Origin of the sequence: Sphingomonas leidyi (assembly GCF_011761945.1) — a bacterium.
Lineage (GTDB): Bacteria > Pseudomonadota > Alphaproteobacteria > Sphingomonadales > Sphingomonadaceae > Sphingomonas > Sphingomonas leidyi.
Genome location: NZ_JAASQV010000009.1, coordinates 1 through 25721, shown reverse-complemented (window position 1 = coordinate 25721; position 25721 = coordinate 1). Strand labels below are relative to the sequence as shown.

Genomic DNA, 25721 nt, shown 5'->3' with positions numbered 1-25721 from the left:
CGGCAGGACAGCCTCAGGCGGCGCTACGGGGATTTCTGGCCCTTCCCGGGCGGTTTCGGTGCTCACGACGCGCCTCGCTCCTCAGCCGCGCTTGTAGCCCACCTTATAAAGAACGGTCAAATCCGCTTACACGATAACTGTATTATCGGAATAAGCGTTTTCTCGATCTAGCACCATGGAGTGCCGTCAGCAGTCGACCAATCATTGTCATTCAAAGCCGGTTTCCGACTTCCCAAATGCGGACATGTTTTCCCGCTTGCTTCCGGGTCGCCCAATGTCAGAAAAGTCGGACGTTTGGGACTGTCCGGATTTACTCGCCAAGATGGAGAAGCGGTCTTTGATCTTGGCCCTGATCCGCTCATGCCAGTGCTACGTCCCAGCAAGGGAATGGGCGATCATTCGCGAAGGCGTTTGCCGAACCCGATCTTCGAGGACTTTCGGTTCCCTGGCCGACGCCACGTCACGACTTCGCCGGCCCGGTCGGGAATCGCGTTCTACATCTCGATCCAGAGATGATCGATCTGGATCGGAGACAGGCCGGCGAGTCGTTGATGATGGGATCGCAGGAACGCCAGGCGCTGCGCTGCATCGTGGCCTAGCAGCGCCAACTTATCCGTGACCGACCAGTTTTCCACTGTGTCGCCTACGATCGCATCAACCCAGCTATCGAGCTGCTGTTTCCAATGCGGGATGTCGTTGACCTGGACATAGCCGATCATCGCGGCACGGCTATGGCTGCCACCGTGGTGCCCAGCCTTAAAGCGCTGAATCCCACCCGTCGAACTGAACCGGCTGATCAGGTACTCGCGTTCGTCGCGATCCGCCGCTGCGGGCGTGGGCAGGCGCTTGCATTCGATCGGGAGCAAGGTGCGATACTCGGTGTATTCGCGCCCTTCGATCCAGATGATGGCTCCGCTCGGGGCGACGGCAAGGTCCATCGCGCGGCGGCCATCAGCTTCATCAGGCTCCTCGCGCTTGAACTGGATGAAATCCCAGCCTGGCGCGTGGCGAGAGAGACTATTCAGCCGCGAGCAGAGCTGCGCCGTCAGCTTGGTCTCGCCGGTCGCCGCTTCGCGCGCCGGATCATCGCGCCAGCCCGCCAGCGCACCGCCGATGAAACCGACCAGCGCCGACAGCCATTCTCCGGGCTGATGGATACCGACACTCAGCGCTCCCGCCGGTCTACCGCGTTCGCCTTCGTCCGCCAGCACCTCAGAAGCCCTGCGCTCTGAGGTCGGCGAGCACGTCGTCGGCGTCCCGAAGCGCGATGGCGGGCGTCCAAAAACGATGGCGATCGGGCTTCAACAAGAACACGAAGCCGTCGTCGTACAACCGGGTAATCCGCGTGATCGTCAGGCTGGTGCCCCGGCGCTCTTGGAGCAGCGCATCGAGCTTCTGGCGCAGTCCATCCGCGCCGGTCCAATCCACCTCGCCATCACCGAAGACATAGGCCTTGCAGATCGCCCCAGGCCAGCGCTGACCCGGCAGCGCCTTCAGGGCGGTACGCGGATAAACCGCATTGATCTGCCGGGCGAAAACGTCGTCGAATTCGGCAAGGGCTTCGCCCGGCGCGGGCCGCATGACGGCGGCGCCGGTGCCGAGGCGGATGAATTCGCGCTGGTGTTCGACCACATCCGCCGCAACGATCCGCTCGTTCTCGCTGAGGTCGAGGTCATGATCCTCGGGATAGGGCACGGCCAGAACGTCGGCGCTCAGAATGGCGGTGGCGCGCTGCGTGAAGAGCCGAGCGCTGATCCCCGCCACGTAGGCACGCAGAACCGTCGCTTCTCGGAAGAGCCAATCGTTGATCGCGCTCAGCGCACCGAGTTGCTCCGCCGGGGCCGCCAAGCCGACGATCTCGTGCTTGTAGGCGAGGTAGTGGCCGTTCCACACGCCATGGTGCAGATCCTCGTGCTCCTTGATGAGCAGCAAAGGCGGCGTGAAACGCCGCGCGGTCTTGGTGTCCTTGATCGGCTTGTCGGGCACGACGTCGAGAAAGCGCGTATCGAGCCCATCACGCGACAGGTTGCTGGTCGGAAGCAGCGGCTTGCCGACGAGGTGCTCCGCTGGGCGCGAGATGCCCTTCCGGCCGGCGATATAGCCTTCGCCGAAATCCCACTGATGCTTCTGCGCGAAATCCCGCAGAGTCGGATAATCGCGCAAGCGCTGGATCAGGTCGTGGACGCGGCTTCCGCCGAGCAGGTTCGCCCGCCAGATGTCGCGAGACTTCTCCGCGATCGCGTTGCCGAACCAGTGCAGGTCATAATAGTCGATGTCGAAGCCCTGCTCGGCCGTCGCCCGGCCGTTGCGGCGAAACACGGCATGAAGGAGGCGGCTGTCGGCGGTCGGCTGCACCGCCTCGGCAATGACCACGACGACCTTCGGGTCGGCCTCGCCCTTCTTGAAGAGGCCCCGAACCGAGACGAAGTCCAGAACCTCACGGACCGACCAGCGGCTGAAGAAGGACTGACGGAACGTGAGAGCGTGCTGGTTGTAGAGAAAGCCCGCGGGCTCGACCATCGCGAGCACGCCGCCCGGCGAAAGCAGCTCCATCGCCTCGCTGAGAAAGAGATAGGCGAGCTGGTTGTCGGCGAGCGCCCCATGCGCCTTGGTATAGGCGGCATAGCTTCGCCTCGCGCCGTCCGTCGTGAGAGCGGATTCGAACGGCGGATTGCCTACGACGACCGCGACCGGCGCCTGGACCAGGCCGCGCTCTTTGGCCTCGAAGAAGCAGCTCCAGTGGAGCGTGTTGTCGGCGAGCCGCGGAAACAGCTTGACGCTGGAGCGGATCTCTTCGGGCTGGAGAGCGTCGCACAGGCTCAGGCACAGGCTGAACGCGGCCAGTTCGACCGCCCCCTCTTCGAGATCGACACCATGCACGCGCTGGAGCAGCGGACGCAGATCGTCGACATCCGGACGCGCCCAGCCGTTGCGCCAGCGCCAGTGCAGCACCAGCCGCTTGTATGCCTCGACCAGGAAGACGCCCGATCCGCAGGCCGGATCGAGGATGACCCCGTCCCCGGCCATGAGCCGGTCGATACGGTCCCAGCTCAGCGTCTCTTCCAGCATTAGCCGAACCAACGCCGGCGGCGTGTAGATCGAGCTGGCCGCGTCTTTCACGAAGAGCTGGTAGATGTTGCTGATAAGCTCCACCGGCAGGTCGCGGAAGGAGTAGAGGCGCCAGAGGCTGAACTGCCCCGTCGAATCCTCGAAGCCCTCGACCAACCGCGCGTAGCTGGCGAGTTCGGTGCTGTCGGCCAGCGCTGCGCGCTCTGCATCCTTCAGGCGGAACACATGTCCGTTGAACCGCTCTTCGAGCGCTTCGAGCAATGTTATCAACGCCGGACCATTGCCCAGAACCTCGAAAAAGTGGGTGGCGCCAGGCAAGGCGCGAGCGAAGTCGTCCGGCAGAAGGACCGACCGTTCCTCGAGATAGGCGATGAGCAGTGAGAGGATCAGTAATCGCCGCTGCAGCCCGCCATCGAGCAACCTACGCTCGCCCATCTGCCTAGCGAGCTCGCGGACTTCTTCGACCAGTTTACGATGGGCCGATTTCTGAGCCGAAAGCATCAGGCGGCAGGCATCGGGGTCGTCCCAGATGGCGCCATTGCGGATGCGAGCGGCATCCCACCATACGTCCTGCACCGCGATCTCCGCGCCGATCGCCAGCGTGCGGATCGGCCGGCAGATTGGCGTGTCGTCGGGACCGACGAAATCGGGCGCATGCGCGCAGCGGAAGAGCTGAATCTGCCCCGGACCGGCGCGGTAGACGATCGGGACGCCGCTCCAGCTCCACAGCCGCTTGTGCAGCTCAGCGAAAGCCCGATCGTCGGCATGCGCGGCAGCATCGAAAACGAAGGCCTGCGCGACCGATGCGCGACCATGCCGGCCAGCTTCGAAAAATACCGCGCGCGCGCCGTAGCTCGCGGCCTTCTCGATGAAGGCGACTTCCTCGGGGGGCCGCCCCGCCGGAACATAGCCATCGACAGCGACCAGGCCATCGACGGCGGGCAGATCGCCCCCGCGCCCGATCGCGAAAAGCCATTCAGCGCCTTCGAATGCAGCGCCGGGTGTGTGGAGCGTCACATCCGCCTCCTCGGACCGAGGGCGGATGGAAGGGCGAACGGCACCACGATCATTTCTGCCGCTTCTTCTTCGAGAGCGCGAAGCCCTCCTTCAGCAGATCGGTCATCGTGATCCCTTGGGAGACCGCGAAGCCCTTGAACTCTTTCTTGAAGTCGGGACTCACCTTGAAATTGAGCGACTTGTTCTCGCCGTCGCCCCCATGATCCTCGTCGGCCGGATCGGTTCGACTGCTGGCCAAGATACGCCCTCCCACTGCGGCCATGTTCCCTCTCGGCTGCTTCGGTTTGGGCAGAAATACAGATTTCCGCCTTTCTGGCAATCCGGAAAGACGGAATTCCTGAAATCTGGAAAGACAGAAATAAAGAAATCTGGATCGACTCCTCGACTCACGCTGGCTCAGGCGGATTGATGGAAACGGCTAAAAACCGTTGTCATAACGAGAACACAATAGGAACATTTGGTCAACCTGCGGCTTTGTGGCGCCGAATAGAAAACCGACCCCTATTCGTCCAGACTGGCTCCGGTCGACCAACGCTCGTCGCTCGGTTTCAGGAAATACCCTTCCTCGCAACAGGCCGGCGCCAGGGCGTGGAGCGGCGCCTGTTCGTCAAGCCATTCGCCGATCGCGAACGGATCAATCAGGAGAGGCATGTCCCTGCTCGCGCGGCCGACGATCGGGTTCGCGGCGGTGCGAATGCCAGCGCAGTACATGCCGTCAGGCCCATCAGCGATACGGGCGTTGATCCGTGAGGCGATTTGGCGGCTGCTTACGACCAGACCCGGCCTTTCGTGACGGAGCGGCCAAGGTCGGCTTCTGGTAAAGTGAGGGCACAGCGTGGAAAGTACGCCAGACAACGCTAAGTGAGAACGTTCGGAGAACCGTCGATCGGGGAAGGGGCGGGCCTCCATCGAGTAACCGCGATCAACCTGATCACAGCCTGACGTCACAGCACCCTGACATCTGTGACGTCTGACATCTTGCGGAGCTGCTCCAAGAATTCACGGTGCCGCGTGGGAGTGTCGCAGAACGAGATATGCATCCGGGTTACCCCGTCCTGTCGTTCGTATGCAAGCGGACCTTCCTGTAATCGGCATTTGCTGAGAGCGTCGTGGATGGCTTGGACAACGCTCTCGTTCTCATATGTTGTAATTTGATATTCGAGGATTTGCCACTTTTCGCCTAAGCGTTTTTCGATGAGCGCAAGCACGCGCAGCGCGGCCAGCGCCAGACCGACGCCTACGCCCGCCAACACATACTCCTGCGTGGCGGCAGCAAGGCCCAACGCGCCGTTCACCCAGATAAGAGCGGCGGTCGTCAACCCGCGCACGGTGCCGCGATGCTGCAATATAACTCCCGCACCCAGAAACCCGAGGCCCGTCACCACATTTGCCGCGACCCGTCCGGTTTCCATCCCCGGAATTGAGCGCCCAGCCAGGACGAATATGGCCGTGCCCAACGTGATCAGAAACTGTGTCCGAAGGCCTGCGGGTTTGCGCGCCAGTTCACGCTCGAAGCCCAGTGTCAGGCCGACCGTCGCGGCGGCGACAAGCGGCAGCAATGTGTCGATGATGAACTCAGAAAACGACATTGTCACAGCAGGAACGGGGGGCGGAAATCAAACGCGGCGCGACGAGAGATGATGCGCCGCATCGCCGCCGCGAACAGGCGATCGCCCGGGCGGGGGCACGGGTATGATCGCCTATGGTCAGCGATGCGGCGCTGGCCGGGCGCAATTGCGGCGACCCGCCCGGCCAAAGGCGGCAGTGGAAGGATGATTCGGAAGCAGGGTTGTCAGGCACGGGCGGATTCTTTGGCGGTGTCGGCACCGATGGCGGAAATCATTTGCTCCAGATGCCCGTCCAGCACGTCCAGGGCCGCGCGCCGCGCGGCAAGTCGTGCCCGCAGGCATAGCAGAAATTCGATGGCATCGCCGCCGCCGCCGTCCAGAGCGTGACACAGCCTGGTCAGTTCATCGAGGCCGACGCCCGCCTCGAACAAGGTGCGCACGAAGCGCATCCGCTCCAGCGCATGATCGTCATAGAGACGGTGACCGCTCTGCGTGCGGCGCGCCGGGCGCAGCAGCCCGCGCAGCACATAGTCGCGCACAATATGTACGCTCACTCCGGCATCATGGGCCAGACGGGACGCTGTGTAGGGGGCATCGGACACCTCCCTCCTCTGTCGGCAGGGCATGCGCTCCCCGGAGTTCGATCCGCGCGCTGCAAATCCGATGTCAACTGGGTTGTATGCGATCATGGCGTTGCCCGGTGTGGCGGGTGCAACAGCTGTCGATTCAGCTCCTGGCCCACACAAAAAGCCTCCCGAACGCCGATGATGGTCAACCCCGGACGCTTGGAGGCCCAGTCTTGCGCCACATGGGTAGAAGCAAAGAAATGGACGTGGCAGCAGAAGGACCGACGAACGTCGTTCGTTTCCTGCGGCGGCACCAACGACACCGCCACGTCGGCGGGTTCAACAGCCCGTATCTCGTTGGGTGACACGGTAAGCGAAACGGGCGCTCCGGTGGCAGCGCAACGCGATGAGACGCGGGCTGTACAGCCGAGCAGCGCCGGAAACATCAATGTATCCAAAGCGCACCAGGCGTAGAGGCGGCGGCCGTCGATCTCGAAGGAATGCGCCGTTTCGCGTAGGGTGAGGCCGTGGCCGATGATGTTTCCGTCATCATCATATTCGGTACTGGCGGTTTGCGCGAGCACGGCGGCGATGCGCTCATCAGGCCAGTTGAGAATCCCGGCAAGCGTGGTTCGCGATACCGGGCGCCCCTTGGCGAGTTCCCGCAACAGCGCGACGAGGAGTTCCGCGGAATCTTGAGACCGACTGATCGACGGGAAATGCTCGATATATGTAGTGGGGCTCATGACGCTCTCTTTCATCCTGCGCAGCAGGACAGTTTTGCCACATCCTTGCCGAAGCCCTGTGCGGCGAGTTTCAGGCCCTCGACCGTGGTGAGATAGGGAAAGATCGTCTCGCCCAGCGCCTTCGTCGTCATGCCGTGTTTGATCGCGAGCACCATGGTCTGGATGCTGTCGGCTCCCTCGGGCGCGACGATTTGACCGCCCAGCAGGCGATCGGACGTTTTGTCAGCGACCAGCTTGATCAACCCCCGTGTGTCGCGAGCGGCCAGTGCCCGCGGCACCTGGTCGAGGGCGACGATCGAGGTCTTGGTCTCGAAGCCCGCTGCCTGCGCTGCCCTTTCGCTCAGTCCCACGCCCGCCACCTGTGGGTCGGTAAACGTGACCCAGGGCATGACCGTATTGTCGTAGACGAGGTCGTCGCCGTTCAGCGCGTTGTGCGCGGCGAGCTTCGCGCCATAGGCCGCCATATAGACAAACTGATCGCGACCGGTGACGTCGCCGGCCGCATAGACATCCGGTCTCGAGGTGCGCATCCGGTCGTCCACGACCACACTGCCGTTGTCGGCTTGGGCGATGCCCGCTTCGACAAGGCCGAGGCCATCGGTATTCGGCGCCCGTCCGGTGGCTACGAGCACCTGCTCGGCGGCGATCACCTGCTGTGCGCCGTCGGTGGTGATACTCAGCTCGACGCCGGCAGCCGTGCGCGCGATTCCGCGATAAGTTAGTCCGGTCCGGACGGTAATGCCCTCGTCGCGGAGATAGCCGGTCAGCGCCTCGGAGATTTCCGGCTCGGCCTCCGGCAGCAAGCGGCGGCGGGTGATGAGCGTCACCGCCACGCCGACGCGCGCGAACATCTGCGCCAGTTCGCAGCCGATATAGCCGCCGCCGATGACGAGCAATGAGCGCGGTAGCGCGCCAAGTTCCAGGGCAGTCGTGCTGGTGAGATAAGGCACCTCCTCAATGCCGGGAATGTCCGGCAGGGCCGGCGAGGTGCCGGTCGCGATGATGATCTTGCCCGCTGAAATCGCGGCGCCATTCACCATCACGCCCTGCCCGTTCAGACGCGCCGCGCCTTCCAGATAGGCAACGCCGTTGTACTCGGGCAGCAGGTCAATATATTTCTTCTGCCGCAAGCTGGTGACCAGCTCGTCCTTGGCCGCGACGAGCGCGGGCCAGTTGGCCACGCTTGCTTCCCCGACCAGGCCGGGAAAGCGTTGCGCGGCCCGCACACCATGCAGCGCCTCGGCCGCGCGGATCATCGTCTTCGACGGCACGCAGCCGACATTGACGCAGGTGCCGCCGATGGTGCCGTGGCCGATCAGCGCGACATTGGCGCCCTGATCGGCGGCGGTGATCGCGGCCGAGAATCCGGCCGATCCGGCGCCGATGACGGCAAGGTCGTAGCCGCCCTTACGGCTTCCTTCGGTGGTGCAGCAGTCTGACATGTTCAGCTATTTTCCTTGTTCGTTTGTGTTTCAGTCGCACAGCAATCTGCGGCGCGTTGTCGGCGCCAGAGGCCATAGCCGGTGAGCGCGACAAAGAAGGCGAGCGCCGGCATGAGGACATAATCGATCCAGCCCAGCCAGGCCGACAACCCGATCGCGCCGAGCAGGACAACCAGCAAAGGCGTGGCGCAGCAGATCACAGCAATGAGCGAGCCGGCGATGCCGGTCTTCAGAAGCGTTGCGTCCTTCATGCTGCGGTCCTCATCCCGCCGGGCGGGCCGGATAGCCGGCATTGGTGGACGCGGCGGCAATGGCTGCGACGGTGGCGGTCGCCGGGTCATAAATGACCGTCGCCGTCTTGGCGGCGAAGTCGACAGTGACGGACTTCACTCCGGCGACGCCTTTCATCGCCTTTGTCACTGTCACCGGGCACATGGCGCACGTCATGTTTTCGATGCTGAACGTTGTCTTCTGGACCGCGGCGGCTTGCGCGGGGGCAGCTTGCGCGGCGAGCGGTGAAATCGTCGGCGCCGAGAGAAGGCCGGCGGCGCCCAGGGCCGCCGCGCCGAGCGCGATGAGAAGGGGGCGTTTCATATGGGTTTCTCCTATGGGGTAGCGTGATCAGTAGAACAGCGGCGCCCACCAGCTGATTGTCAGGGCAAGGAGGACCAGAACCGTGGCCAGCCACAGCGCCGACTTGGTGATGCGCGAGGCTTGCGGCCGAGCGCAGTAGGAATCTTCCGCGCAGGCCCCCTTCGGCTTGAAATAGACCTGCCGGAATCCGAGCCCGATAAAGACGAGCGCTACGGCGGCGGCGTAGGGCTTGTAGGGTTCAAGGGCCGTGAGGTTGCCCATCCAGGCGCCGGAAACGCCGAGCATCAACAAGAGAAGCGGCGCGATGCAGCACGTCGAGGCGAGGATCGCTCCGACCACACCGCCCGCCGCGAACCATCCTGGCCGGCGGCTCGCCGTTGCCTTTGGCTGCTCAAGAACCTGCATTTGCATATTAGCGCGATCCATGCGACTCGCCTCTCGATTGCTATTCCACTTCATGCTACGCTCTGTAGGTACTACAGACTCAAGAGGTTTTTTGGACCGATGAGCGATCACGTTTTCGGGAAGGGAATGCAGCGCGCTGACTTGGCCAAGCTTACGGGCTGCAATCTGGAAACCATCCGCTATTACGAGAAAATCGGTATGATGCCGGACCCGCCGCGCACGGCCTCCGGCTACCGCATTTATGGCGAGGACCACGTATCCCGCCTGCGCTTCATCTTGCGCGGCCGCGAACTCGGCTTTTCGCTCGACGAAGTACGCGGCCTGCTTGCCCTCGTCGAGGGCGGCGCGCAGACCTGCGCAGAGGTCAAGGAGCGCACTGAGCGGCATCTGGCCGATGTGCGCGCGAAGATCGCCGATCTCAGGCGCATCGAGAAAGTGCTGACCCAGACCGCCGCGCAATGCTCCGGCGATATGGTGCCGGACTGCCCGATCATCGAGGTGCTCGCCTCATGACCCGCTGAGCGTTAGGATTTCGTGTTCTCCCGCAAACTACCCCTTCTTGCGCAACAGCGGAACGACTGCAATTCTCCACCCTACCCCGCCGATCAGGCGGGGCGCTCGATACCCAATCTGCGCATTTCCCGGTAGATGGTTGATCGGCCGATACCGAGCTGCCTTGCGGCTTCCGTTGGCGATATCCGGGCTTCCACCAGTTTGATGGCGGCATCGACCCTGGCCATGTCGAGGGGCTGACGGCCAGGCCGCTTTCCCTTGGCGCGGGCAGCAGCGATGCCATCTTTCGTCCGTTCGGAGATCAGGCGCCGCTCGAAATGGGCGATGGCCCCGAACACATGGAAGATCAGTTCGCCAGCGGCCGACGACGTGTCGATCTTCTCCTCAAGGCTCAGCAACGCCACGCCCTGGGCGCGCAGCTTCTCGACCGTAGCGAGAAGCTCGGCGAGCGAGCGTCCGAGCCGATCGAGGCGCACCACGGCCAGCGTGTCGCCCTTGCGGGCGTAGGCGAGAAGTTCGACGAGGCCGGGACGATCCATGCTCTTGCCGGACATGACGTCGGTGAACACCTTAATGGCACCGGCTTTCTCGAGACGTATGGTCTGCCCCGCCACATCCTGATCGCCGGTGCTGACACGGGCATAGCCCAGAATATCGCTCATGCCGGCGTCTCCCAAACGGTCGTTCTGTGGACGCTCTGAAGCGCGACCGCTTCACCCCACCCATATCCGTCCACATACTATGTCTCTTTACTCATGCCTGTCCATAGTCGCAATTGACCTTTTGTGGACAGGAATCGGCATGACAAAGCGCAAGCATCAACTCTTGACCGAAAGCGAGCGCGGCCAGATCCTCGCGATCCCGACCGATCGTGACCATCTGGCCCGGCTCTATACCTTCGAGCCTGCGGACATTGAGATCATCGGCGCGCGGCGGGAGCGACGGAACCGGTTGGGCGTCGCGCTGCAGCTCGCCCTTTTGCGGCATCCGGGCATCGCCCTCGCGCAATTGATACGCGACAGGGGAGCGATACCCCATGATCTCGCCGCTTTCGTCGCGGAGCAGCTTGGCCTGCGCGTAACTGATCTGGCCGACTATGCCGCACGGGATCAAACGATGACGGACCATGCCCGCGAGCTGGCGGCGCGCCTAGGCCTTCGGGGGCCGACCCGCGCCGATATCCCCTTTATGATAGAAGCGGCCGCGAAAACGGCATGGGCAACCGACAAGGGGATGACGATCGCAAGCGGCGTCGTCACCGCCCTTCGCGAGGCCCGGATTCTGCTACCGTCCATCTCCACCATCGAGCGCGCCAGCAGCGCGGGGCGTGCGCGTGCCCGCAAGCAGGCTGCCTACGCCCTGATTGCCGATCTCAGCACTGAACAGGTCCAAGCCCTTGACCAGCTCTTTGACGACGCCGGCGGCATGAGCCAGCTCGCATTCCTCAAGACCATCCCTGTCGCTGCCAAGCCCGATCATATCCGCCAGATTCTCGACCGCTTGCGGCAAGTGCGAAAGATCGGCATCTCCCGGGAGGTGGCTGGTCGCATCCATGCGGACCGACTTCGGCAATATGTCACGGAAGGCCGCGCTTCGCCTGCCTATATGACCGAGCGATATATTCCCTCCCGGCGGCGCGCCACGCTGGTTGCCTTCCTGCTCGATCTTGAAGAACGGCTGACCGACAGCGCCCTAGAGATGGCGGACAAGCTGATCGGCAGCATCTTCACCCGCGCGAAGAACGCCCAAACGCGCAACTATGCCACCACGTCGAAGAACGTGGCGCGACTGATGCTGATCTTTCGCAGGACGATCGACACGCTCACCGATGCGGTCGATACCGGCGAAGACCCTATAGAGGCCCTGGACGCCTCGGTCGGGTGGAACACCCTCCTGAGGGCCAGGCCGGAAGTGGCGACGATCGCGGAAACCGCCAGCCTCGACCCACTGACGGTCGCGGCCGATCGCTATGCGACGTTGCGCAAGTTCGCCCCCGACCTGCTTGAAGCGCTCCAGTTCAGGGCCGGAAAGGGCAGCGCGAAAACGATCGCCGCCATTGAAATACTGCGCACCCTCAACAAGTCGGGCAAGCGCGATCTGCCCTCCGACGCTCCGATGCCTTTCCGCAAGGAATGGCGGAAAATCGTTGTGGGCGATGACGGCAAGATCAACCGGCGGCTCTGGGAAATCGCGACGATCGCGCATCTTCGCAACAAGCTGCGTTCCGGGGATGTCTGGGTGGAGCGATCGGCGGGATACCGCCGGTTCGACAGCTACCTGCTGAGCGTACCGAAGGCGAAGCCGATCGTGTCGGCTCTTGGCCTGCCACCCACAGCCGGCGAATGGCTCGAACAGCGGGGCCGCGAACTGGACTGGCGGCTGAAGAAATTTGCCCAGCGCCTGAAGCGCGACGCTCTGGAGGGTGTGCGATACCGCGACGCCCGCCTCCAGATATCGCCGGTACGCGCGATCGCGACGCCCGACGCCGAAGCGCTGGCCGACCGGCTCGATGCCATGATGCCACGTATCCGCATCACCGAGCTGCTGCATGAGGTGGCGCGGGAAACCGGCTTTCTTGCGGCGTTCACCAACCTGCGCACCGGCGAGCCGTGTCCCAATGAAAACGCGCTGCTCGCCACGATCCTCGCCGATGCGACCAATCTCGGCCTGTCGCGCATGGCGGCGGCGAGCCAGGGCGTCACGCGCGATCAGCTCCTGTGGACCCATGACGCCTATATCCGCGACGACAGCTACCGCGCGGCGCTCGCCGTCCTCATCAATGCGCACCACCGCCTGCCATTCTCGCGGGTCTGGGGCGATGGCACCACGTCCAGTTCCGATGGCCAGTTCTTCAGGGGCGCGAAGCGCGGCGCATCGGGGGGCGACATCAACGCCCGCTATGGCGTCGATCATGGCTTCAGCTTCTACACCCATAATTCCGATCAGCGCGCGCCTTACCACGTCAACGTGATCTCAGCGGCGACGCATGAGGCGCCCTATGTCCTCGACGGCCTCACCAGCCACGGCACCGATCTGAAAATCGCCGAGCATTACACCGACACGGGCGGGGCGACCGATCATGTCTTTGCCCTGTGCGCCATGCTTGGATTTCGCTTCTGCCCGCGCCTGCGCGACTTTCCCGACCGACGGCTCGCGACGATCGCGCCGGTTGCAGCTTATCCGTCCCTCACCCCGCTATTGGGAAAGCGCATCCGGTCCGACATCATCGCTGAGCAATGGGACGACGTGCTGCGCCTCGTAGGGTCGATCAAGGCCGGACACGTGGCGCCGTCGGTCATGCTGCGAAAGCTCGCCGCCTATGAGCGGCAGAACCAGCTCGACGTCGCGCTACAGGAAATCGGCAAAATCGAGCGGACGCTGTTCATGCTGGATTGGCTGGAAAATCCCGATCTACGCCGGCGATGCCATGCCGGCCTCAACAACAGCGAGCAGCGCCATGCCCTGACGCAGGCGATCTACACATTCCGCCAGGGTCGGATCATCGACCGCAGTCATGAGGCACAGAAATATCGCGCATCCGGCCTCAACCTGGTCATCGCCGCGATCGTCTATTGGAACACGATCTACATGGATGCCGCTGCCCAACATCTCCGGTCAACATCGGTCGCGGTGCCTGATGATCTGCTTGCCCATACCTCCCCTGTTGGCTGGGAGCATATTGCTTTCTCCGGCGATTTCCTCTGGGATAGAGCCGCTGCTTCCAATGGCCGCAAGGCCCTCAATCTGCCGCCGGATAGCCGCGTCGCCTAAGCGTTCCCTGACTGTTCGTCCTTAGCGTTGTCTGGCGTACTTTCCACGCTACGCCCTCTGATGGCGGCGGATGAGTTGCGCCAATTTCTCTTCGCTGAGGCCGGCGCCTTGGTCGCGCACCCTGATGATCGCTCCGGGCCCGGATATGATCGTCACGGTTCCGCCCATGGGCGTCGCGCGGACGGCATTTTCAATGAGGTTTCGAATCCCTGCGCCGATCGCTTCCCTGTGGCCGTATATCATTGGCATCTGGCCTTCGGACTCTATCGCGATCTCGCGCCCTTGCGCGATGACGGTCGCTGCCAGGGACGAGACACTGTCTTCAGCTAAAGTCTCGAGATCGAGTGGCTCAGGCGTCATGGGCATGGTGGCGTCCGCGTCGATCTGCGCGAGTAGCAGGAGCTGATCCACAAGACGGCGCATGGCGCTGACCTGCGCCTTCAGAGGATCTCCATCCGAACCCTCGCGTCGATCGAGCTCGAGAGACAAAATGGCCAACGGCGTCCGCAATTCGTGGGCGACGTCAGACGCAAAATCCGCCTGTTGCTGGGCTGAGGCGTCGAGTCGGTGAAGCAGATTGTTGATGGACCGCACGAACGGTTTCGCTTCAGTAGGAATATCGGCTTCATCGATCTGCATCCCGCGTTCGGTCGGTGCGGTTTCGATATGACGCGCCGCTTTGCTCAGGGGCTCGAATGCCGTTCTGATGACCCATGTGGTTGCAAGGCCCATTGGCAGGATCAGCACCACCAGTGGGATGAGAACATGATCGAACAGTTCCGTCGATGCCGCGTCGCGCATGGTCGGATCGAGCAAGGCGCTAAACGGTATGCCATATTCCGAGAGGACAGCGTAGATCAGCGACACCGTACCGATGGCGCCAACCAGCAGCAGGCCACCGATGAGCCGATGGCCAACCGAAAGACGCTTCAGCACGGTTCCCGGTCTTCCAGCAAGTAGCCTAGTCCCTTGATCGTATGGAGCATGTTGCGAGCTCCGCATTCCTCAAGTCGACGACGCAGCCGCGAGATTGCGGCATCCACTGCATTAGGGGATATCTCGTCTCGAAAACTATACAGGGCATTTTCGATACGAGATCGACGAACGACTGCACCAGCCTCCCGCATGAGTAACTCAAGCAGGCTGGTCTCGCGAGGTGACAGATCGATGGCCTTACCCTGATACCGCGCGCGATGAGCGCTCGTGTCATAGGATAGGCTGCCCACCTCCAGCACGGGCGCTGCCCGGGCTCCCGGACGGCGAAGTAGTGCCCGAATCCTCGCCGCCAGCTCATCCGCCTCTACCGGTTTGACGACATAGTCGTCAGCGCCGCCGTCCAGTCCATCGACCCGCTGCTGGAGCGAACTGCGGGCTGTCAGCATCAGGACCGGTACGGCAAGGCCCGCGTCACGCCTCTTCTTGATCCAATGTACGCCGTCACCATCGGGCAAGCCCAGATCGAGGATGAGTGCATCATACTGAGCCGACCCAAGAACCAGATCCGCCTCCGCTGCCGAATAGGCACAATCGCATACGAATTTCCGACGCGTAAGGCCCTCCGCCGTCAGATCTGCCAGGTGGCGATTGTCTTCAATGATCAGAATGCGCATGCTCTCATCCGGCGATGGTTTTACCCGGCATATTACCGAACCGATCTGACATCGTCCTGACCATATGAATTTCTTCTGACGCTTGTGATCCGATGGGGCGTCGCGCCTCCAAATTTGTGCGGATCGAGCTTGCCGGACTGGCACGAGATAGCGAACAGGCTATAATTCGGGTCAAAGAAATGGCTTGGCTTCAAAGGGGATTACGATGCGCAGCCACCGGGAAACCCATCTCGTCTCTCGTATCGGATGGCTTCGTGCCGCGGTGCTAGGCGCCAACGACGGCATCGTATCCACGGCTAGCCTGATGATCGGGGTCGCTGCGTCCGGTTCCTCCCGTTCTTCTATGTTGATATCGGGTATAGCGGGGCTGGTAGCTGGCGCGATGTCGATGGCTGCGGGCGAATACGTGTCGGTAAGCTCTCAGTCCGACACCGAGGCGGCGGACTTGCGCCGGGAGCAGCAGGAAATCGCTGCCAATCCCGATGCGGAATTGGCAGAGCTGGCTGGCTTCTATGTTCAGCGAGGCGTCGACGAAAAGACCTCGCATGAGGTTGCGAAACAACTCATGGAGCATGACGCACTGGGTGCTCATGCTCGCGAAGAACTCCACATCACCGAGATGACTGCCGCACGCCCGATCACAGCGGCATTGACGTCTGCCTCGACGTTCACGGCCGGAGCCCTGCTGCCTCTCATCCTTGCGGCTTTGCTTCCGGCGTCGCTCACCGTAACAGGCGAAGCGCTGGGATCGCTCCTGTTCCTGGCGCTCCTGGGATGGGTGGGAGCTGCCGCTGGCGGTGCAAACCCGCTCAAACCTGTCGGTCGTGTGGTGTTCTGGGGGGCGTTGGCCATGGGTTTGACCGCTGGCATTGGCAGCTTGGTCGGGAAAGCAATTTAGGACAAAGGCCCAAAAGCTGCGCACATGAAACTTCTTCTACGACGTTAGGAGCGTGTCGCTTGTAGCGACCACCGCAGCACTCGCTACAAAGCCAAACGAGGCAAACAGCGCGTAAATATCTTAATCAAGCACTTGAGCAAATCCGGCCACGCCTTCAGGTAATGATGGACGACGCTCCGGTTTGGCAGACGGCCGGATTTCTTCGACCTTACCCAGGCCTCCGAAAATCGCTTCCATTGTTCGGACGCACAAAGCGACCCCCTCGTCAGCAAGCGCATACCAAACGAGTTTGGCCTCCTTTCTCGTTTGAACGAGATTGGCCCGGCGTAACTCCCCTAGCTGTTGGCTGAGTGCTGGTTGGACAATGTCTGTCGCTTCGCCGATCTCCGAGACGTTGCGCTCCCCGCGCAACAGGCAAGAGAGGATCATGAGGCGCTGTGGTTGCGCAAAAACCTTGAGCTTCTCGGACGCGACGGTCGCAGCTTCACGGTCCTCGTAAAAGGCCTCGTTCATAGCGCGTCCGCGAAGCGGCAAAACCAGTCCTGGCGATCTTCTGCGATGTCAGATGGTGGACAGAGCAAAGGCTGTCCGTCCCGCCACCCTTCAGGCGCAAGTTTCTGGGCACTGCCCACCACTTGCAGTGCTTTAAGCAACCGCAGCATCTCATCGACCGATCGCCCAACATTATGGGGGTAGCATGTGATCGCCCTTATGACCCCTTCGGGATCGATGAAGAATGTCGAACGCATAGCCATGCTGTCAGCAGATTGCTCGTCAACCATGCCATAGGCATGCCCAATCGCCATGCTCGGATCCTCGATTATCGGGAAGCGGACATCCGCTCCGAGCGTCTCTCGGATCGCTCTGACCCACGCCATGTGCGAGTAAAGGCTGTCGACTGACAGTCCCAACAGCGACGTTTCAAGGGCATCAAATTCCGACTGCCGACGGGCGAGTTCAGCGAATTCGGTGCTGCAAACTGGCGTGAAGTCAGCGGGATGGGAAAAAAAGATCACCCATCGTCCACGCAACTTTGAAAGCTGAATTTCGCCCCCGGTCGAACGGGCGCGAAAGTCTGGCGCGGGCTCTCCAATGCGCGGTGAGCGAGATTCAATTCTTTGGGCCATTTCCATGACGTCTCCTTCGACGCTCCTCCCTCTTGACGCAACAAGATTATTCGATTACACGATATATGTAAACGTGAATTTGTGAGGTTTTCCGTGGCCGACTCCGCTCTTGCAGCCGCCTCATCGCAGATCTCAGCCGCTCAAACGGGCACCCCCCAGATCAAGGCGTTCTTCGACGAGCCGACCTTCACGGTGACCTATGTTGTTCATGATCCCGAGAGCCGCCACGCTGCGATCATCGACAGCGTGCTGGACTATGACCCCGCCTCGGGTCGCACCTCCTTCTCCTCGGCAAACGCGCTCGTCGCTTTTGTCGAGGAGAAGGGGCTTGCTATCGACTGGCACCTGGAGACGCACGCTCACGCGGATCACCTGTCAGCTGCGCCATATCTGAAGGAGAAGTTGGGCGGGCAAATCGCCATTGGCGAGCAAATCATCACGGTGCAGCAGACATTTGGTAAGCTTTTCAATGCGGACACCGATTTCGAGCGCAACGGTTCCGACTTCGATCATTTGTGGAAAGACGGTGATCACTTCCGGATCGGCAATCTTGATGTAACCGTGCTGCATGTGCCGGGGCACACGCCGGCCTGTATCGCCTATGTGATCGGCGACGCCGTCTTTGTCGGCGATACCATGTTCATGCCCGACTACGGCACGGCACGTGCTGATTTTCCCGGTGGCGATGCCCGAACCCTCTATCAATCTGCGATGCGGCTTCTGTCGCTCCCGCCGGAAACGCGGCTGTTCATGTGCCACGATTATCTTCCGGAAGGGCGCAAGGACTATGTCTGGGAAACGACCGTAGAGGCCGAGCGCCAAGCCAACGTCCATATCCATGACGGGGTAAGCGAAGACGAATTTGTCGCGATGCGCGAGGCCCGCGACAAGACGCTCGCGATGCCGCGCCTCATTCTGCCTTCTGTCCAGGTGAACATGCGCGCCGGTCATTTCCCGCCTGCCGAGGACAATGGCGTCACGTACCTCAAGATTCCGGTCAACGCAGTATGATGCTGCCCGGCTTCCCCAATGCCACCCCCGTCGCGGGGTTGGTTGGCGGCCTGCTGATCGGGCTTGCGGCAGCGATCATGCTGCTCGGACTTGGTCGCATCGCTGGTGTAAGCGGTATGTTGGCCCGCGCGTCGGGAATTTCCGATACGGGCGCACCGCGCGCCATAGCGCTCGCGTTCATCGCCGGACTGCCGCTTGGTGCACTCCTCGTCATACTGTCTTCCAGCAGTATCAGACCGCTTTTTACAGGATCAGTCCTGCAACTGGTCATTGCCGGACTGCTCGTAGGTTTCGGCACGCGCCTTGGTTCAGGTTGCACGAGCGGTCACGGGGTCTGCGGTCTCTCCCGACTTTCGCGCCGGTCGATGGTCGCAACGCTGACCTTCATGGTCAGCGGCTTCGCCACCGTTGGGCTGATGCGCGCTTTCGGTTTCATCAACGGATAGTCGGAGGACACCGGACATGAAGAGGAATATGGGAACGGTCGATCGGATGCTGCGCACCATCGCAGCCTTGGCGATCGGTTATCTCTGGTGGACCGGAACGATCAGCGGGGACCTCGGTGTCGGCTTGGCGATCGTCGCAGTTATATTCCTTCTGACAAGCGCGGTCAGCTTCTGTCCGCTCTACCGCCCGCTCGGCCTTTCAACCTGCGGCACTGGGAAGTGAAGGTCCCTGCCATCTCGTTGCTAGCGGGCACCTTGTTCGGAGCTGGGCTCACCATATCCGGCATGGCTGACCCCGCGCGGGTGCGCGCCTTCCTCGATCTGTTCGGGGCCTGGGATCCCACGCTTGCCTTCGTGATGGTCGGTGCGATGGTGCCGATGGCGATCGCCTGGTTGGTCCAGAAGCGGATGCCGCGACCGATCGTCTGCGAGGCGTTCGACTTGCCCGGTACAAGCTTGCTGGATGCCAAGTTGCTTGGCGGAGCGTCATTATTCGGGATCGGTTGGGCGATCGGGGGACTATGTCCCGGCCCCGCACTCGCCGACCTTGCCATCGCACCAATTGAAGCCGGAATTTTCGTCGCCGCCATGCTCGCCGGCATGACCGCGCACCGCATCATTACAAAATGAAAAGAGGCCCGCTTCAGAGCGGGATCGAGGAGAAGCCATGGACATCAAGCCGCTCAATCGGGACTTTGCAATCTCCCCGCAGATTGATCTCGCCGACCTTCCGGCAATCGCCGCCCAAGGTTACAAGGCGATCATCTGCAATCGACCTGATAACGAGGAGAAGGGTCAGATTGCCGCTACGGAGCTTCGTGAAGCTGCCGAACGACTGGGCTTAGAGTTCGCGCATGCGCCCGCAGTCTCGGGGGCGATTACCGATGCGAATGTCGAGGCCATGGCAAGTGCGCTAGCGCGCCTTCCTAGGCCGATTCTCGCCTTTTGCCGCTCCGGCGCGAGGTCGACGAAGTTGTATGACCTCGCCTCCTCTCGGAGCCAATCGGCCCCTGTAGTCCATATTCACGATGTCGTGATTGTCGGCGGCGGTGCAGCGGGGATTGCGACGGCAGCAAGCCTTCTAAAGCGCAATCCGAAGCTCGATATTGCAGTTATCGAGCCATCCGAGGAACATTATTATCAGCCCGGTTGGACTATGGTCGGCGCCGGTGTCTTCGAGAAAGAGTTCACACGGCGCACCGAAGCGCAGGTCATGCCGAGCCGAGTGAACTGGATCCGCGCAGCAGCCTCGGATTTTGCCCCCGACGAAAACAAGGTGACCCTCAGTGATGGCGGCGAAGTCCGCTACCGTGTTCTCGTTGCCTGTCCGGGTATCAAATTGGATTGGAACGCTATTCCGGGCTTGGCCGATACGATCGGCAAGAACGGCGTGACGTCCAACTATGGCTATGATCTTGCGCCCTACACCAACAGACTGGTGAAGCAATTTAAGGGCGGACGGGCGCTGTTCACCCAGCCCGCAATGCCTATCAAGTGTGCCGGCGCGCCGCAAAAAGCGATGTACCTTTCCTGTCATCGCTGGGAGAAGGCAGGCGTCCTGAAAGACATCGACGTCCAGTTCCACACCGCCGGCGCGGTGCTGTTCGGCGTTGCCGCCTATGTCCCGGCGCTGATGGAATATGTCGAGCGCTATGGCGCGCACCTCAATTTCGAATCGAAGCTCGTCGCGATCGATGGCGCCGCAAAAGTGGCGACTTTCGAGCGCAAGGGTAGCGACGGCACCCGACGCGTCGAAGAGCGCTTCGACATGATTCACGTCGTGCCGCCACAGGTCGCGCCGGATTTCGTGCGCACCAGTTCCCTCGCAGCAGCCTCCGGTTTCATCGAAGTCAACGAGGCGACGCTTCAACATGTGCGCTATCCCAATGTATTTGCATTGGGCGACGCCTGCTCCGCCTCGAATGCCAAGACCGCCGCTGCGGCGCGCAAGTAGGCGCCGGTTGTCGCGGTCAATGTACTTGCCGCGCTCGAGGGCAAGCCGCCGACCGCTGACTATGACGGCTATGGCTCCTGTCCGCTAACGGTCGAGGCCGGCAAGATCGTGCTCGCCGAGTTCGGCTATGGCGGCAAATTGCTGCCCAGCTTTCCCAACTGGCTGATCGACGGAACGAGGCCGTCGCGCCTGTCCTGGCTCCTGAAGGATACGATCCTGCCGCCGATTTACTGGCATGGCATGCTCAAGGGCCGAGAATGGATGGTCACGCCACACGCGATCAAGACGGCGCACTGAGCCATGCTGGAACCAATGCAATATGCTCTGGGCGGCCTGTCAGGTGCACTTGTCGGGTTTGTGCTTGGACTGGTGGGTGGTGGTGGCTCGATCCTTGCCGTGCCCCTGCTTCTGTATCTTGTGGGGATACGCAATCCACATGAGGCCATCGGCACCAGCGCGCTCGCCGTCGCGGCTAACGCACTTGCCGGGCTCTGGAGCCATGCCCACGCCCGCACCGTGAACTGGCGATGCGGCGGCATCTATGCGGCCGCCGGCGTCGTCGGCGCGCTCGGCGGCTCGACGCTCGGCAAGAGCATAGATGGGCACAAGCTGCTCTTCTTGTTTGCGATTCTAATGATCGTGGTGGCGGTCCTGATGTTCCGCGGACGCGGTGACCAAGGGGTCGAAGGCGCACAGTGCAATCGGGAGAATGTCGGCAAGGTCGTCAGCTACGGTCTCGGTACTGGCGCCTTTTCCGGCTTCTTCGGGATCGGTGGCGGTTTCCTTATCGTGCCGGGCCTGATCGCTTCGACCCACATGCCCATACTACGCGCGATCGGCACGTCGCTTGTCGCGGTCGCGGCCTTCGGCCTGACGACAGCGCTCAACTACGCGCTCTCGGGCTATGTCCTGTGGGGCCTGGCCGGCGTGTTCATTGTCGGCGGGGTTGTCGGTAGCGTGATCGGTACGCAAGCGTCGCAAGTGCTGGCAGCTGAAAAGGGTCGGTTGAACAGCCTATTCGCAGTCTTCGTGCTCGTCGTCGCCATCTACATGCTATTCAAGAGCTGGTCCGAACTAGCCAGCTGAACGGGGATATTCATGGACGCCATCATTCTTGCAAGGGCGCAATTCGCGTTTACAGTGAGCTTTCACTTCCTCTTCCCGGCCTTTTCTATCGGGCTGGCGAGCTATCTGGCGGTGCTCGAAGCCCTGTGGCTGAAGACCGGCAAGGGTGTTTATGCCAACCTGTTCCGCTACTGGTTGAAGATCTTCGCCGTCGTGTTCGCGATGGGCGTCGTCTCGGGCATCGTCATGTCCTATCAGTTCGGCACCAACTGGTCGGTATTCTCCGACAAGGCAGGTCCGGTCATCGGCCCGCTGATGGCCTATGAGGTGCTAACCGCCTTCTTCCTCGAGGCCGGGTTCCTTGGCGTCATGCTGTTCGGGATCAACAAAGTCGGGCGCAAGCTGCACTTTGTCGCGACGCTTGCAGTCGCGCTTGGCACCTTCATCTCCGCATTCTGGATCCTGGCGGTCAACAGCTGGATGCAGACGCCTGTCGGCTATGAGGTTGGCGCTAACGGCCAGTTCCTGCCGGGGCCAAGCTGGTTGACGATCATCTTCAATCCCAGCTTCCCCTATCGGCTCTTTCACACGGTCCTTGCCGCCTATCTGACGACCGCTTTCATCGTGGGTGCCGTCGGAGGATGGCATCTCCTAAAGGACCGCACCAATCCCGGCGCACGCAAGATGTTCTCTATGGCGATGTGGATGGCGGCGCTCGTCGCTCCGATCCAGATCTTCGCCGGCGACATGCACGGGCTCAATACTCTCAAGCACCAGCCGGTGAAGGTGATGGCGATGGAAGGCCATTTTCAGAGCCACCCGCACGGTGCGCCTTTGATCCTGTTCGGTATTCCCGACAGCGCGAAGCAGCGGGTGGATTATGCCGTCGAGATACCGAAGGCGTCATCGCTGATTCTCAAGCACAAACTCGATGCGCCCTTGAGGGGGCTCGACACCGTGCCACCAGCTGATCGTCCGCCCGTCGGTATCGTCTTCTGGGCCTTTCGCGTAATGGTCGGGATCGGTTTCGCGATGCTCGGGATCGGAATGCTGAGCCTCATCGCGCGCTGGCGCAAGGCGCTCTACGACTGGCCTCTACTGCATCGCTTTGCTGTGCTGATGGGGCCGTCGGGACTGATCGCAGTGCTGTCCGGCTGGATCGTGACGGAAGTCGGACGGCAACCCTTCACAATCTATGGTCTGTTGAGGACCGCCCAAAGCGCTTCACCGCTGGATGCTCCTGCGGTCGCTACCTCTTTGCTGGCATTTGTGGTCGTCTATTTCACCGTTTTCGGCATGGGCATTTTGTATCTGCTTCATCTGATGAAGAAGCCACCTGAGGCGCATGAAACGCCGTTAGGCGATGCGCCTATTCGCAGCGCGGGCATCACGCCCGCGCCGGCCATAATCGAGGGAGCATCGTCATGATCGATCTCACCGTCATCTGGGCCTGTATCATCGGCTTCGCCATTATCGCCTATGTCGTGATGGACGGCTTTGACCTCGGCATCGGCATCCTGTTTCCCTTCTTCAAGGTCGGTCAGGACCGCGACACCGCGATGAACAGCATCGCGCCTGTCTGGGATGGCAACGAAACCTGGCTGGTGATGGGCGTCGGCGGCCTGTTTGCCGCATTTCCTTTGGCTTACGCCATCATCCTGCCGGCGCTTTATGCGCCAATGATCGCCATGCTGCTTGGCCTTGTGTTCCGCGGCGTGGCATTCGAGTTCCGCTGGCGCGACCCGGCGCACCGTGCTTTCTGGGACAAGGCGTTCACGACAGGGTCGGTCGTCGCCACCTTCGCGCAAGGCATTGCGCTCGGCGCGCTGCTACAGGGCATCACGGTCGAGGGGCGCAGCTATGCCGGGGGTTGGTGGGAATGGCTGTCGCCGTTCAGTCTGCTGACGGGTGTCGGGCTGCTAGTCGGCTATGCCCTGCTCGGGGCTTGTTGGCTCAACTGGAAGACTGAAGGCGGGTTGCAACGGCAGACGGTGACCTATGCCGGGCGGCTTGGCATCGGCCTGCTCATCATGATCGGCGTGATCAGCCTCGCAACGCTGCGGCTCGAAACGCAATACTTTCAGCGCTGGCTGAGTTTCCCGGGCGTGGTCGCGACAGCGCAGGTGCCGCTCGCCACGCTCGTCGTAACATTCCTGTTTTATCGTAGCCTCCGATTGAAGCGCGATGCGCAGCCTTTCTTCTGGGCGTTGGCCCTGTTCGGGCTATGCTTGGTCGGCCTTGGTGTCTCGATCTGGCCCGATGTCGTTCCGGCGCGGGTGACGATCTGGGAAGCTGCAGCGCCCGTCCGCAGTCAGTTGTTCATGCTGGTTGGAGCCTCGATCATGGTGCCCGTGATCCTGGCATATACGGCTTGGTCCTATTGGGTTTTCCGGGGCAAGGTTGGCATTGAGGGGTATCATTGATGCCGCTCTGGCTGAGTCGCCTTGGATGGTTTTTCGGCATTTGGGCTGCTAGCGTTTTCGCGTTGGCGCTTGTGGGCGGAATGCTCCGCTGGTGGCTACGCTAAATGGCCCCTCGCCATAGGTGAGGGGCCAACACTCAAATTTCGGTATTTTCGGGCGTCTTCCACGTCGATCCCGAGATAGCTAACCATATTCTCGATCTTGCTATGGCCGAGCAGGATCTGGACAACCCGTAGATTGCCGGGCGCCCTGTATGTGATCGATGCCTTCGTTCGGCGGAGTGAGCGGGTGCCGTATTCGCTCCGCATCAGGCCAACTCCTGTCACCCATTCATCGACAAGCCGAGCATACTGCCGAGACCGTTCGTCGGGAGGTGCGGGAACGTCGGCTTGTAATCAGGGCTGCCGTTTAACATGTCACAGGCGAACGTCGGGAATGTCCCAAACTCAGTCATTCCAGCTTGCGAGACAGGCGACCAACCGCTCCTGCTTCGGCCGCTAAATTACGATTATAGGCGAGCGGCATGCGGGGACTTTTCCAGCGCAGCGCGTCCATGATCCCGGCCAAATCTTCGCCCGCGACGAACAGGTCCTGATTAAGACCCACCCGCGTCGAATGAGCGCTTATTCCCTTCAGCAGTCGGGCCAGATCGTCAGCGGTAAGGTCGCCCAATGCGCCGCGATCGAACGCACGCTGAATGATTGCCCGCCAGATCGGGCCGATCGATCCCGGATGGAGCGCCGCGGCGCCGATGTCATACTCGACCCGCGCCTTCACAGCGGGCTTGGACAGCGTCTTGCGCAGATCCCAAGTCTCACGGCCCGAGATGCTGTCGATCGAACGACCCTTCACAGCCGCCCGCGCTTTGTAGCGCCGTACCTGCACCCGCCGGAACAACGGCCCCGCGTCGATCCCAGCGGCCTCTCTCCACGCCGCGACAGCCCGCACAGAGCGGGGCGACAAATAGGCTGTGGCTCCCTCGCCCTCCTGATCGCCTTTGCTTCGCGCGATGGCGAGGAGGCGCGCTTCGGGATCAAGCGCCTCGAGAATGTCATTGATGCTGATTGCGACGAGCTCCGATGCACGGAGCCCCGTGTCATAGGCCACCGACAACAGGGCTCGGTCCCGCAGGCCTGGCAGATCGCCCGCGCACGCCTCCAGCAAAGCTCGCACATTCAGTCCGCGAGGACTGTCGCGCTCCACGTCTCGCACTGGCCCCTTGAAGCGCAAGGGACGCGCCTGAGCCTGCGCGGTGCCCTTCTCGCGCCGGATCGCGCGTAGCCGCAGCTTCACGAGATCAGCCTGGGTGGGATCCTTGAGATCAAGCAGCTGATGGATCTTGGCGATCGACGCCTTGTAGCGGCCAAGCGAGGCGGGCTTGGCCCCCTGCCCTGCCCGCGCGTCGAGATAGTCGGCCACCGTCTCGGCCGTCGCCGGCAGTGCAATCCGGTTGTTGCGCCTACACCACGCATCGAACGCCTCGACGTCGGACTTGA

General features: G+C 61.9%; 28 protein-coding genes and 2 pseudogenes. 12 read left to right on the top strand and 18 right to left on the bottom strand.

Annotated elements, in window-relative coordinates:
- Positions 1-494: 494 nt before the first annotated feature.
- The 11 genes from FHR20_RS22610 to FHR20_RS22560 form a co-directional block, all read right to left on the bottom strand.
- Positions 495-1211: a hypothetical protein gene (locus FHR20_RS22610; protein ID WP_167301669.1), complete on the bottom strand. Its 717-nt coding sequence runs from the start codon at positions 1209-1211 to the stop codon at positions 495-497.
- A gap of 1 nt (position 1212) precedes the next feature.
- Positions 1213-4086: an HsdM family class I SAM-dependent methyltransferase gene (locus FHR20_RS22975; RefSeq protein ID WP_206432992.1), complete on the bottom strand. Its 2874-nt coding sequence runs from the start codon at positions 4084-4086 to the stop codon at positions 1213-1215.
- Between the two features lie 49 nt (positions 4087-4135).
- Positions 4136-4324 carry a hypothetical protein gene (locus FHR20_RS22600; protein WP_062788381.1) on the bottom strand — a complete coding sequence of 63 codons (189 nt, stop codon included), beginning with the start codon at positions 4322-4324 and terminating at the stop codon, positions 4136-4138.
- Positions 4325-4587: 263 nt separating this feature from the next.
- Positions 4588-4737 carry a hypothetical protein gene (locus FHR20_RS22595; RefSeq protein WP_162854508.1) on the bottom strand — a complete coding sequence of 50 codons (150 nt, stop codon included), beginning with the start codon at positions 4735-4737 and terminating at the stop codon, positions 4588-4590.
- 293 nt (positions 4738-5030) lie between these two features.
- The gene (locus FHR20_RS22590; RefSeq protein WP_004213231.1) at positions 5031-5675 is read right to left on the bottom strand and encodes an MgtC/SapB family protein; all 645 of its coding nucleotides are present in this window, start codon (positions 5673-5675) and stop codon (positions 5031-5033) included.
- A gap of 203 nt (positions 5676-5878) precedes the next feature.
- Positions 5879-6280, bottom strand: coding sequence for a mercuric resistance transcriptional repressor MerD (gene merD / locus FHR20_RS22585; RefSeq protein ID WP_037492485.1), 402 nt, complete (start codon positions 6278-6280; stop codon positions 5879-5881).
- A gap of 59 nt (positions 6281-6339) precedes the next feature.
- Complete coding sequence (merB, locus tag FHR20_RS22580) at positions 6340-6966, bottom strand: organomercurial lyase MerB (RefSeq protein ID WP_004213233.1); 627 nt, start codon at positions 6964-6966, stop codon at positions 6340-6342.
- Positions 6967-6977: 11 nt separating this feature from the next.
- Positions 6978-8408 (bottom strand): mercury(II) reductase, encoded by a 1431-nt coding sequence (gene merA, locus FHR20_RS22575; RefSeq protein ID WP_004213235.1) that lies wholly within the window; start codon positions 8406-8408, stop codon positions 6978-6980.
- 2 nt (positions 8409-8410) lie between these two features.
- Positions 8411-8659 (bottom strand): mercury resistance system transport protein MerF, encoded by a 249-nt coding sequence (gene merF, locus FHR20_RS22570; protein ID WP_004213237.1) that lies wholly within the window; start codon positions 8657-8659, stop codon positions 8411-8413.
- A 10-nt stretch (positions 8660-8669) separates the two neighbouring features.
- Positions 8670-9002, bottom strand: coding sequence for a heavy-metal-associated domain-containing protein (locus FHR20_RS22565; RefSeq protein ID WP_004213238.1), 333 nt, complete (start codon positions 9000-9002; stop codon positions 8670-8672).
- Between the two features lie 27 nt (positions 9003-9029).
- Entirely contained in the window at positions 9030-9428 is a 399-nt protein-coding gene (locus FHR20_RS22560) for a mercuric transporter MerT family protein (protein WP_004213240.1), read from the bottom strand.
- A gap of 78 nt (positions 9429-9506) precedes the next feature.
- Between FHR20_RS22560 and FHR20_RS22555 the strand changes: the two genes are divergently transcribed.
- Positions 9507-9920, top strand: coding sequence for a MerR family transcriptional regulator (locus tag FHR20_RS22555; protein ID WP_004213241.1), 414 nt, complete (start codon positions 9507-9509; stop codon positions 9918-9920).
- Between the two features lie 92 nt (positions 9921-10012).
- On the opposite strand, the gene FHR20_RS22550 is transcribed toward FHR20_RS22555, so the two are convergent.
- On the bottom strand, positions 10013-10582 hold the full coding sequence (locus FHR20_RS22550) for a recombinase family protein (RefSeq protein ID WP_004213243.1): 570 nt from the start codon (positions 10580-10582) through the stop codon (positions 10013-10015).
- A 139-nt stretch (positions 10583-10721) separates the two neighbouring features.
- Here FHR20_RS22550 and FHR20_RS22545 point away from each other — a divergent pair, with 139 nt between their 5' ends.
- Positions 10722-13691, top strand: coding sequence for a Tn3 family transposase (locus FHR20_RS22545; RefSeq protein WP_004213245.1), 2970 nt, complete (start codon positions 10722-10724; stop codon positions 13689-13691).
- A 48-nt stretch (positions 13692-13739) separates the two neighbouring features.
- On the opposite strand, the gene FHR20_RS22540 is transcribed toward FHR20_RS22545, so the two are convergent.
- Both FHR20_RS22540 and FHR20_RS22535 read right to left on the bottom strand, forming a co-directional pair.
- Positions 13740-14627, bottom strand: coding sequence for a sensor histidine kinase (locus tag FHR20_RS22540; RefSeq protein WP_167301668.1), 888 nt, complete (start codon positions 14625-14627; stop codon positions 13740-13742).
- Positions 14621-15301: a response regulator gene (locus FHR20_RS22535; RefSeq protein ID WP_048937955.1), complete on the bottom strand. Its 681-nt coding sequence runs from the start codon at positions 15299-15301 to the stop codon at positions 14621-14623. The genes FHR20_RS22540 and FHR20_RS22535 overlap by 7 nt, the downstream gene beginning before the upstream one ends.
- A gap of 205 nt (positions 15302-15506) precedes the next feature.
- On the opposite strand from FHR20_RS22535, the gene FHR20_RS22530 reads away from it, so the two are divergent.
- Positions 15507-16199, top strand: a complete 693-nt coding sequence (locus FHR20_RS22530) for a VIT1/CCC1 transporter family protein (RefSeq protein ID WP_048937954.1) — start codon at positions 15507-15509, stop codon at positions 16197-16199.
- 120 nt (positions 16200-16319) lie between these two features.
- On the opposite strand, the gene FHR20_RS22525 is transcribed toward FHR20_RS22530, so the two are convergent.
- Positions 16320-16712: an ArsR/SmtB family transcription factor gene (locus FHR20_RS22525; protein WP_010338391.1), complete on the bottom strand. Its 393-nt coding sequence runs from the start codon at positions 16710-16712 to the stop codon at positions 16320-16322.
- Positions 16709-17332 (bottom strand): peroxiredoxin, encoded by a 624-nt coding sequence (locus tag FHR20_RS22520; RefSeq protein WP_048937953.1) that lies wholly within the window; start codon positions 17330-17332, stop codon positions 16709-16711. The genes FHR20_RS22525 and FHR20_RS22520 overlap by 4 nt, the downstream gene beginning before the upstream one ends.
- Before the next feature lie 87 nt (positions 17333-17419).
- Between FHR20_RS22520 and FHR20_RS22515 the strand changes: the two genes are divergently transcribed.
- The 9 genes and pseudogenes from FHR20_RS22515 to FHR20_RS22475 all read left to right on the top strand — a co-directional run bounded on the left by FHR20_RS22515 (position 17420) and on the right by FHR20_RS22475 (position 24329).
- A complete protein-coding gene (locus FHR20_RS22515) occupies positions 17420-18337 on the top strand; it encodes an MBL fold metallo-hydrolase (RefSeq protein WP_048937952.1) in 918 nt (305 codons plus the stop codon).
- Positions 18334-18783 carry a YeeE/YedE family protein gene (locus tag FHR20_RS22510; RefSeq protein WP_048937951.1) on the top strand — a complete coding sequence of 150 codons (450 nt, stop codon included), beginning with the start codon at positions 18334-18336 and terminating at the stop codon, positions 18781-18783. Before FHR20_RS22515 ends, FHR20_RS22510 begins: the two co-directional genes overlap by 4 nt.
- Before the next feature lie 16 nt (positions 18784-18799).
- Positions 18800-19006, top strand: coding sequence for a YgaP family membrane protein (locus FHR20_RS22505; RefSeq protein WP_010338386.1), 207 nt, complete (start codon positions 18800-18802; stop codon positions 19004-19006).
- Positions 19003-19413 carry a DUF6691 family protein gene (locus FHR20_RS22500; RefSeq protein ID WP_010338385.1) on the top strand — a complete coding sequence of 137 codons (411 nt, stop codon included), beginning with the start codon at positions 19003-19005 and terminating at the stop codon, positions 19411-19413. The genes FHR20_RS22505 and FHR20_RS22500 overlap by 4 nt, the downstream gene beginning before the upstream one ends.
- 37 nt (positions 19414-19450) lie before the next feature.
- A pseudogene (locus FHR20_RS22495) lies at positions 19451-21034 on the top strand (bifunctional protein tyrosine phosphatase family protein/NAD(P)/FAD-dependent oxidoreductase).
- Between the two features lie 3 nt (positions 21035-21037).
- Positions 21038-21823 carry a sulfite exporter TauE/SafE family protein gene (locus tag FHR20_RS22490; protein WP_167301667.1) on the top strand — a complete coding sequence of 262 codons (786 nt, stop codon included), beginning with the start codon at positions 21038-21040 and terminating at the stop codon, positions 21821-21823.
- A 12-nt stretch (positions 21824-21835) separates the two neighbouring features.
- Positions 21836-23230, top strand: a complete 1395-nt coding sequence (locus tag FHR20_RS22485; RefSeq protein WP_048937948.1) for a cytochrome ubiquinol oxidase subunit I — start codon at positions 21836-21838, stop codon at positions 23228-23230.
- Positions 23227-24225: a cytochrome d ubiquinol oxidase subunit II gene (gene cydB, locus FHR20_RS22480; RefSeq protein WP_167301666.1), complete on the top strand. Its 999-nt coding sequence runs from the start codon at positions 23227-23229 to the stop codon at positions 24223-24225. Before FHR20_RS22485 ends, cydB begins: the two co-directional genes overlap by 4 nt.
- Positions 24225-24329, top strand: coding sequence for a DUF2474 family protein (locus FHR20_RS22475; RefSeq protein WP_080572849.1), 105 nt, complete (start codon positions 24225-24227; stop codon positions 24327-24329). The genes cydB and FHR20_RS22475 overlap by 1 nt, the downstream gene beginning before the upstream one ends.
- Here FHR20_RS22475 and FHR20_RS22970 read toward each other — a convergent pair.
- A pseudogene (locus tag FHR20_RS22970) lies at positions 24321-24584 on the bottom strand (site-specific integrase); the annotation flags it as partial. The gene FHR20_RS22475 and the pseudogene FHR20_RS22970 overlap by 9 nt on opposite strands.
- Before the next feature lie 91 nt (positions 24585-24675).
- Positions 24676-25721 (bottom strand): tyrosine-type recombinase/integrase (locus tag FHR20_RS22465; protein ID WP_243857739.1); only part of this gene is annotated, 1046 nt, incomplete at its 5' end.

Coding starts and splice junctions, on each gene's coding strand:
- FHR20_RS22530 (WP_048937954.1), top strand. CDS start 15,507: ATGCGCAGCCACCGGGAAACCCATCTCGTCTCTCGTATCGGATGGCTT.
- merD (WP_037492485.1), bottom strand. CDS start 6,280: ATGCCCTGCCGACAGAGGAGGGAGGTGTCCGATGCCCCCTACACAGCG.
- FHR20_RS22490 (WP_167301667.1), top strand. CDS start 21,038: ATGCTGGAACCAATGCAATATGCTCTGGGCGGCCTGTCAGGTGCACTT.
- FHR20_RS22555 (WP_004213241.1), top strand. CDS start 9,507: ATGAGCGATCACGTTTTCGGGAAGGGAATGCAGCGCGCTGACTTGGCC.
- FHR20_RS22590 (WP_004213231.1), bottom strand. CDS start 5,675: ATGTCGTTTTCTGAGTTCATCATCGACACATTGCTGCCGCTTGTCGCC.
- FHR20_RS22510 (WP_048937951.1), top strand. CDS start 18,334: ATGATGCTGCCCGGCTTCCCCAATGCCACCCCCGTCGCGGGGTTGGTT.
- merB (WP_004213233.1), bottom strand. CDS start 6,966: ATGAGCCCCACTACATATATCGAGCATTTCCCGTCGATCAGTCGGTCT.
- FHR20_RS22565 (WP_004213238.1), bottom strand. CDS start 9,002: ATGAAACGCCCCCTTCTCATCGCGCTCGGCGCGGCGGCCCTGGGCGCC.
- cydB (WP_167301666.1), top strand. CDS start 23,227: ATGATCGATCTCACCGTCATCTGGGCCTGTATCATCGGCTTCGCCATT.
- FHR20_RS22550 (WP_004213243.1), bottom strand. CDS start 10,582: ATGAGCGATATTCTGGGCTATGCCCGTGTCAGCACCGGCGATCAGGAT.
- FHR20_RS22485 (WP_048937948.1), top strand. CDS start 21,836: ATGGACGCCATCATTCTTGCAAGGGCGCAATTCGCGTTTACAGTGAGC.
- FHR20_RS22525 (WP_010338391.1), bottom strand. CDS start 16,712: ATGAACGAGGCCTTTTACGAGGACCGTGAAGCTGCGACCGTCGCGTCC.
- FHR20_RS22535 (WP_048937955.1), bottom strand. CDS start 15,301: ATGCGCATTCTGATCATTGAAGACAATCGCCACCTGGCAGATCTGACG.
- merF (WP_004213237.1), bottom strand. CDS start 8,659: ATGAAGGACGCAACGCTTCTGAAGACCGGCATCGCCGGCTCGCTCATT.
- FHR20_RS22545 (WP_004213245.1), top strand. CDS start 10,722: ATGACAAAGCGCAAGCATCAACTCTTGACCGAAAGCGAGCGCGGCCAG.
- FHR20_RS22595 (WP_162854508.1), bottom strand. CDS start 4,737: ATGCCTCTCCTGATTGATCCGTTCGCGATCGGCGAATGGCTTGACGAA.
- FHR20_RS22505 (WP_010338386.1), top strand. CDS start 18,800: ATGAAGAGGAATATGGGAACGGTCGATCGGATGCTGCGCACCATCGCA.
- FHR20_RS22560 (WP_004213240.1), bottom strand. CDS start 9,428: ATGGATCGCGCTAATATGCAAATGCAGGTTCTTGAGCAGCCAAAGGCA.
- FHR20_RS22475 (WP_080572849.1), top strand. CDS start 24,225: ATGCCGCTCTGGCTGAGTCGCCTTGGATGGTTTTTCGGCATTTGGGCT.
- merA (WP_004213235.1), bottom strand. CDS start 8,408: ATGTCAGACTGCTGCACCACCGAAGGAAGCCGTAAGGGCGGCTACGAC.
- FHR20_RS22520 (WP_048937953.1), bottom strand. CDS start 17,332: ATGGAAATGGCCCAAAGAATTGAATCTCGCTCACCGCGCATTGGAGAG.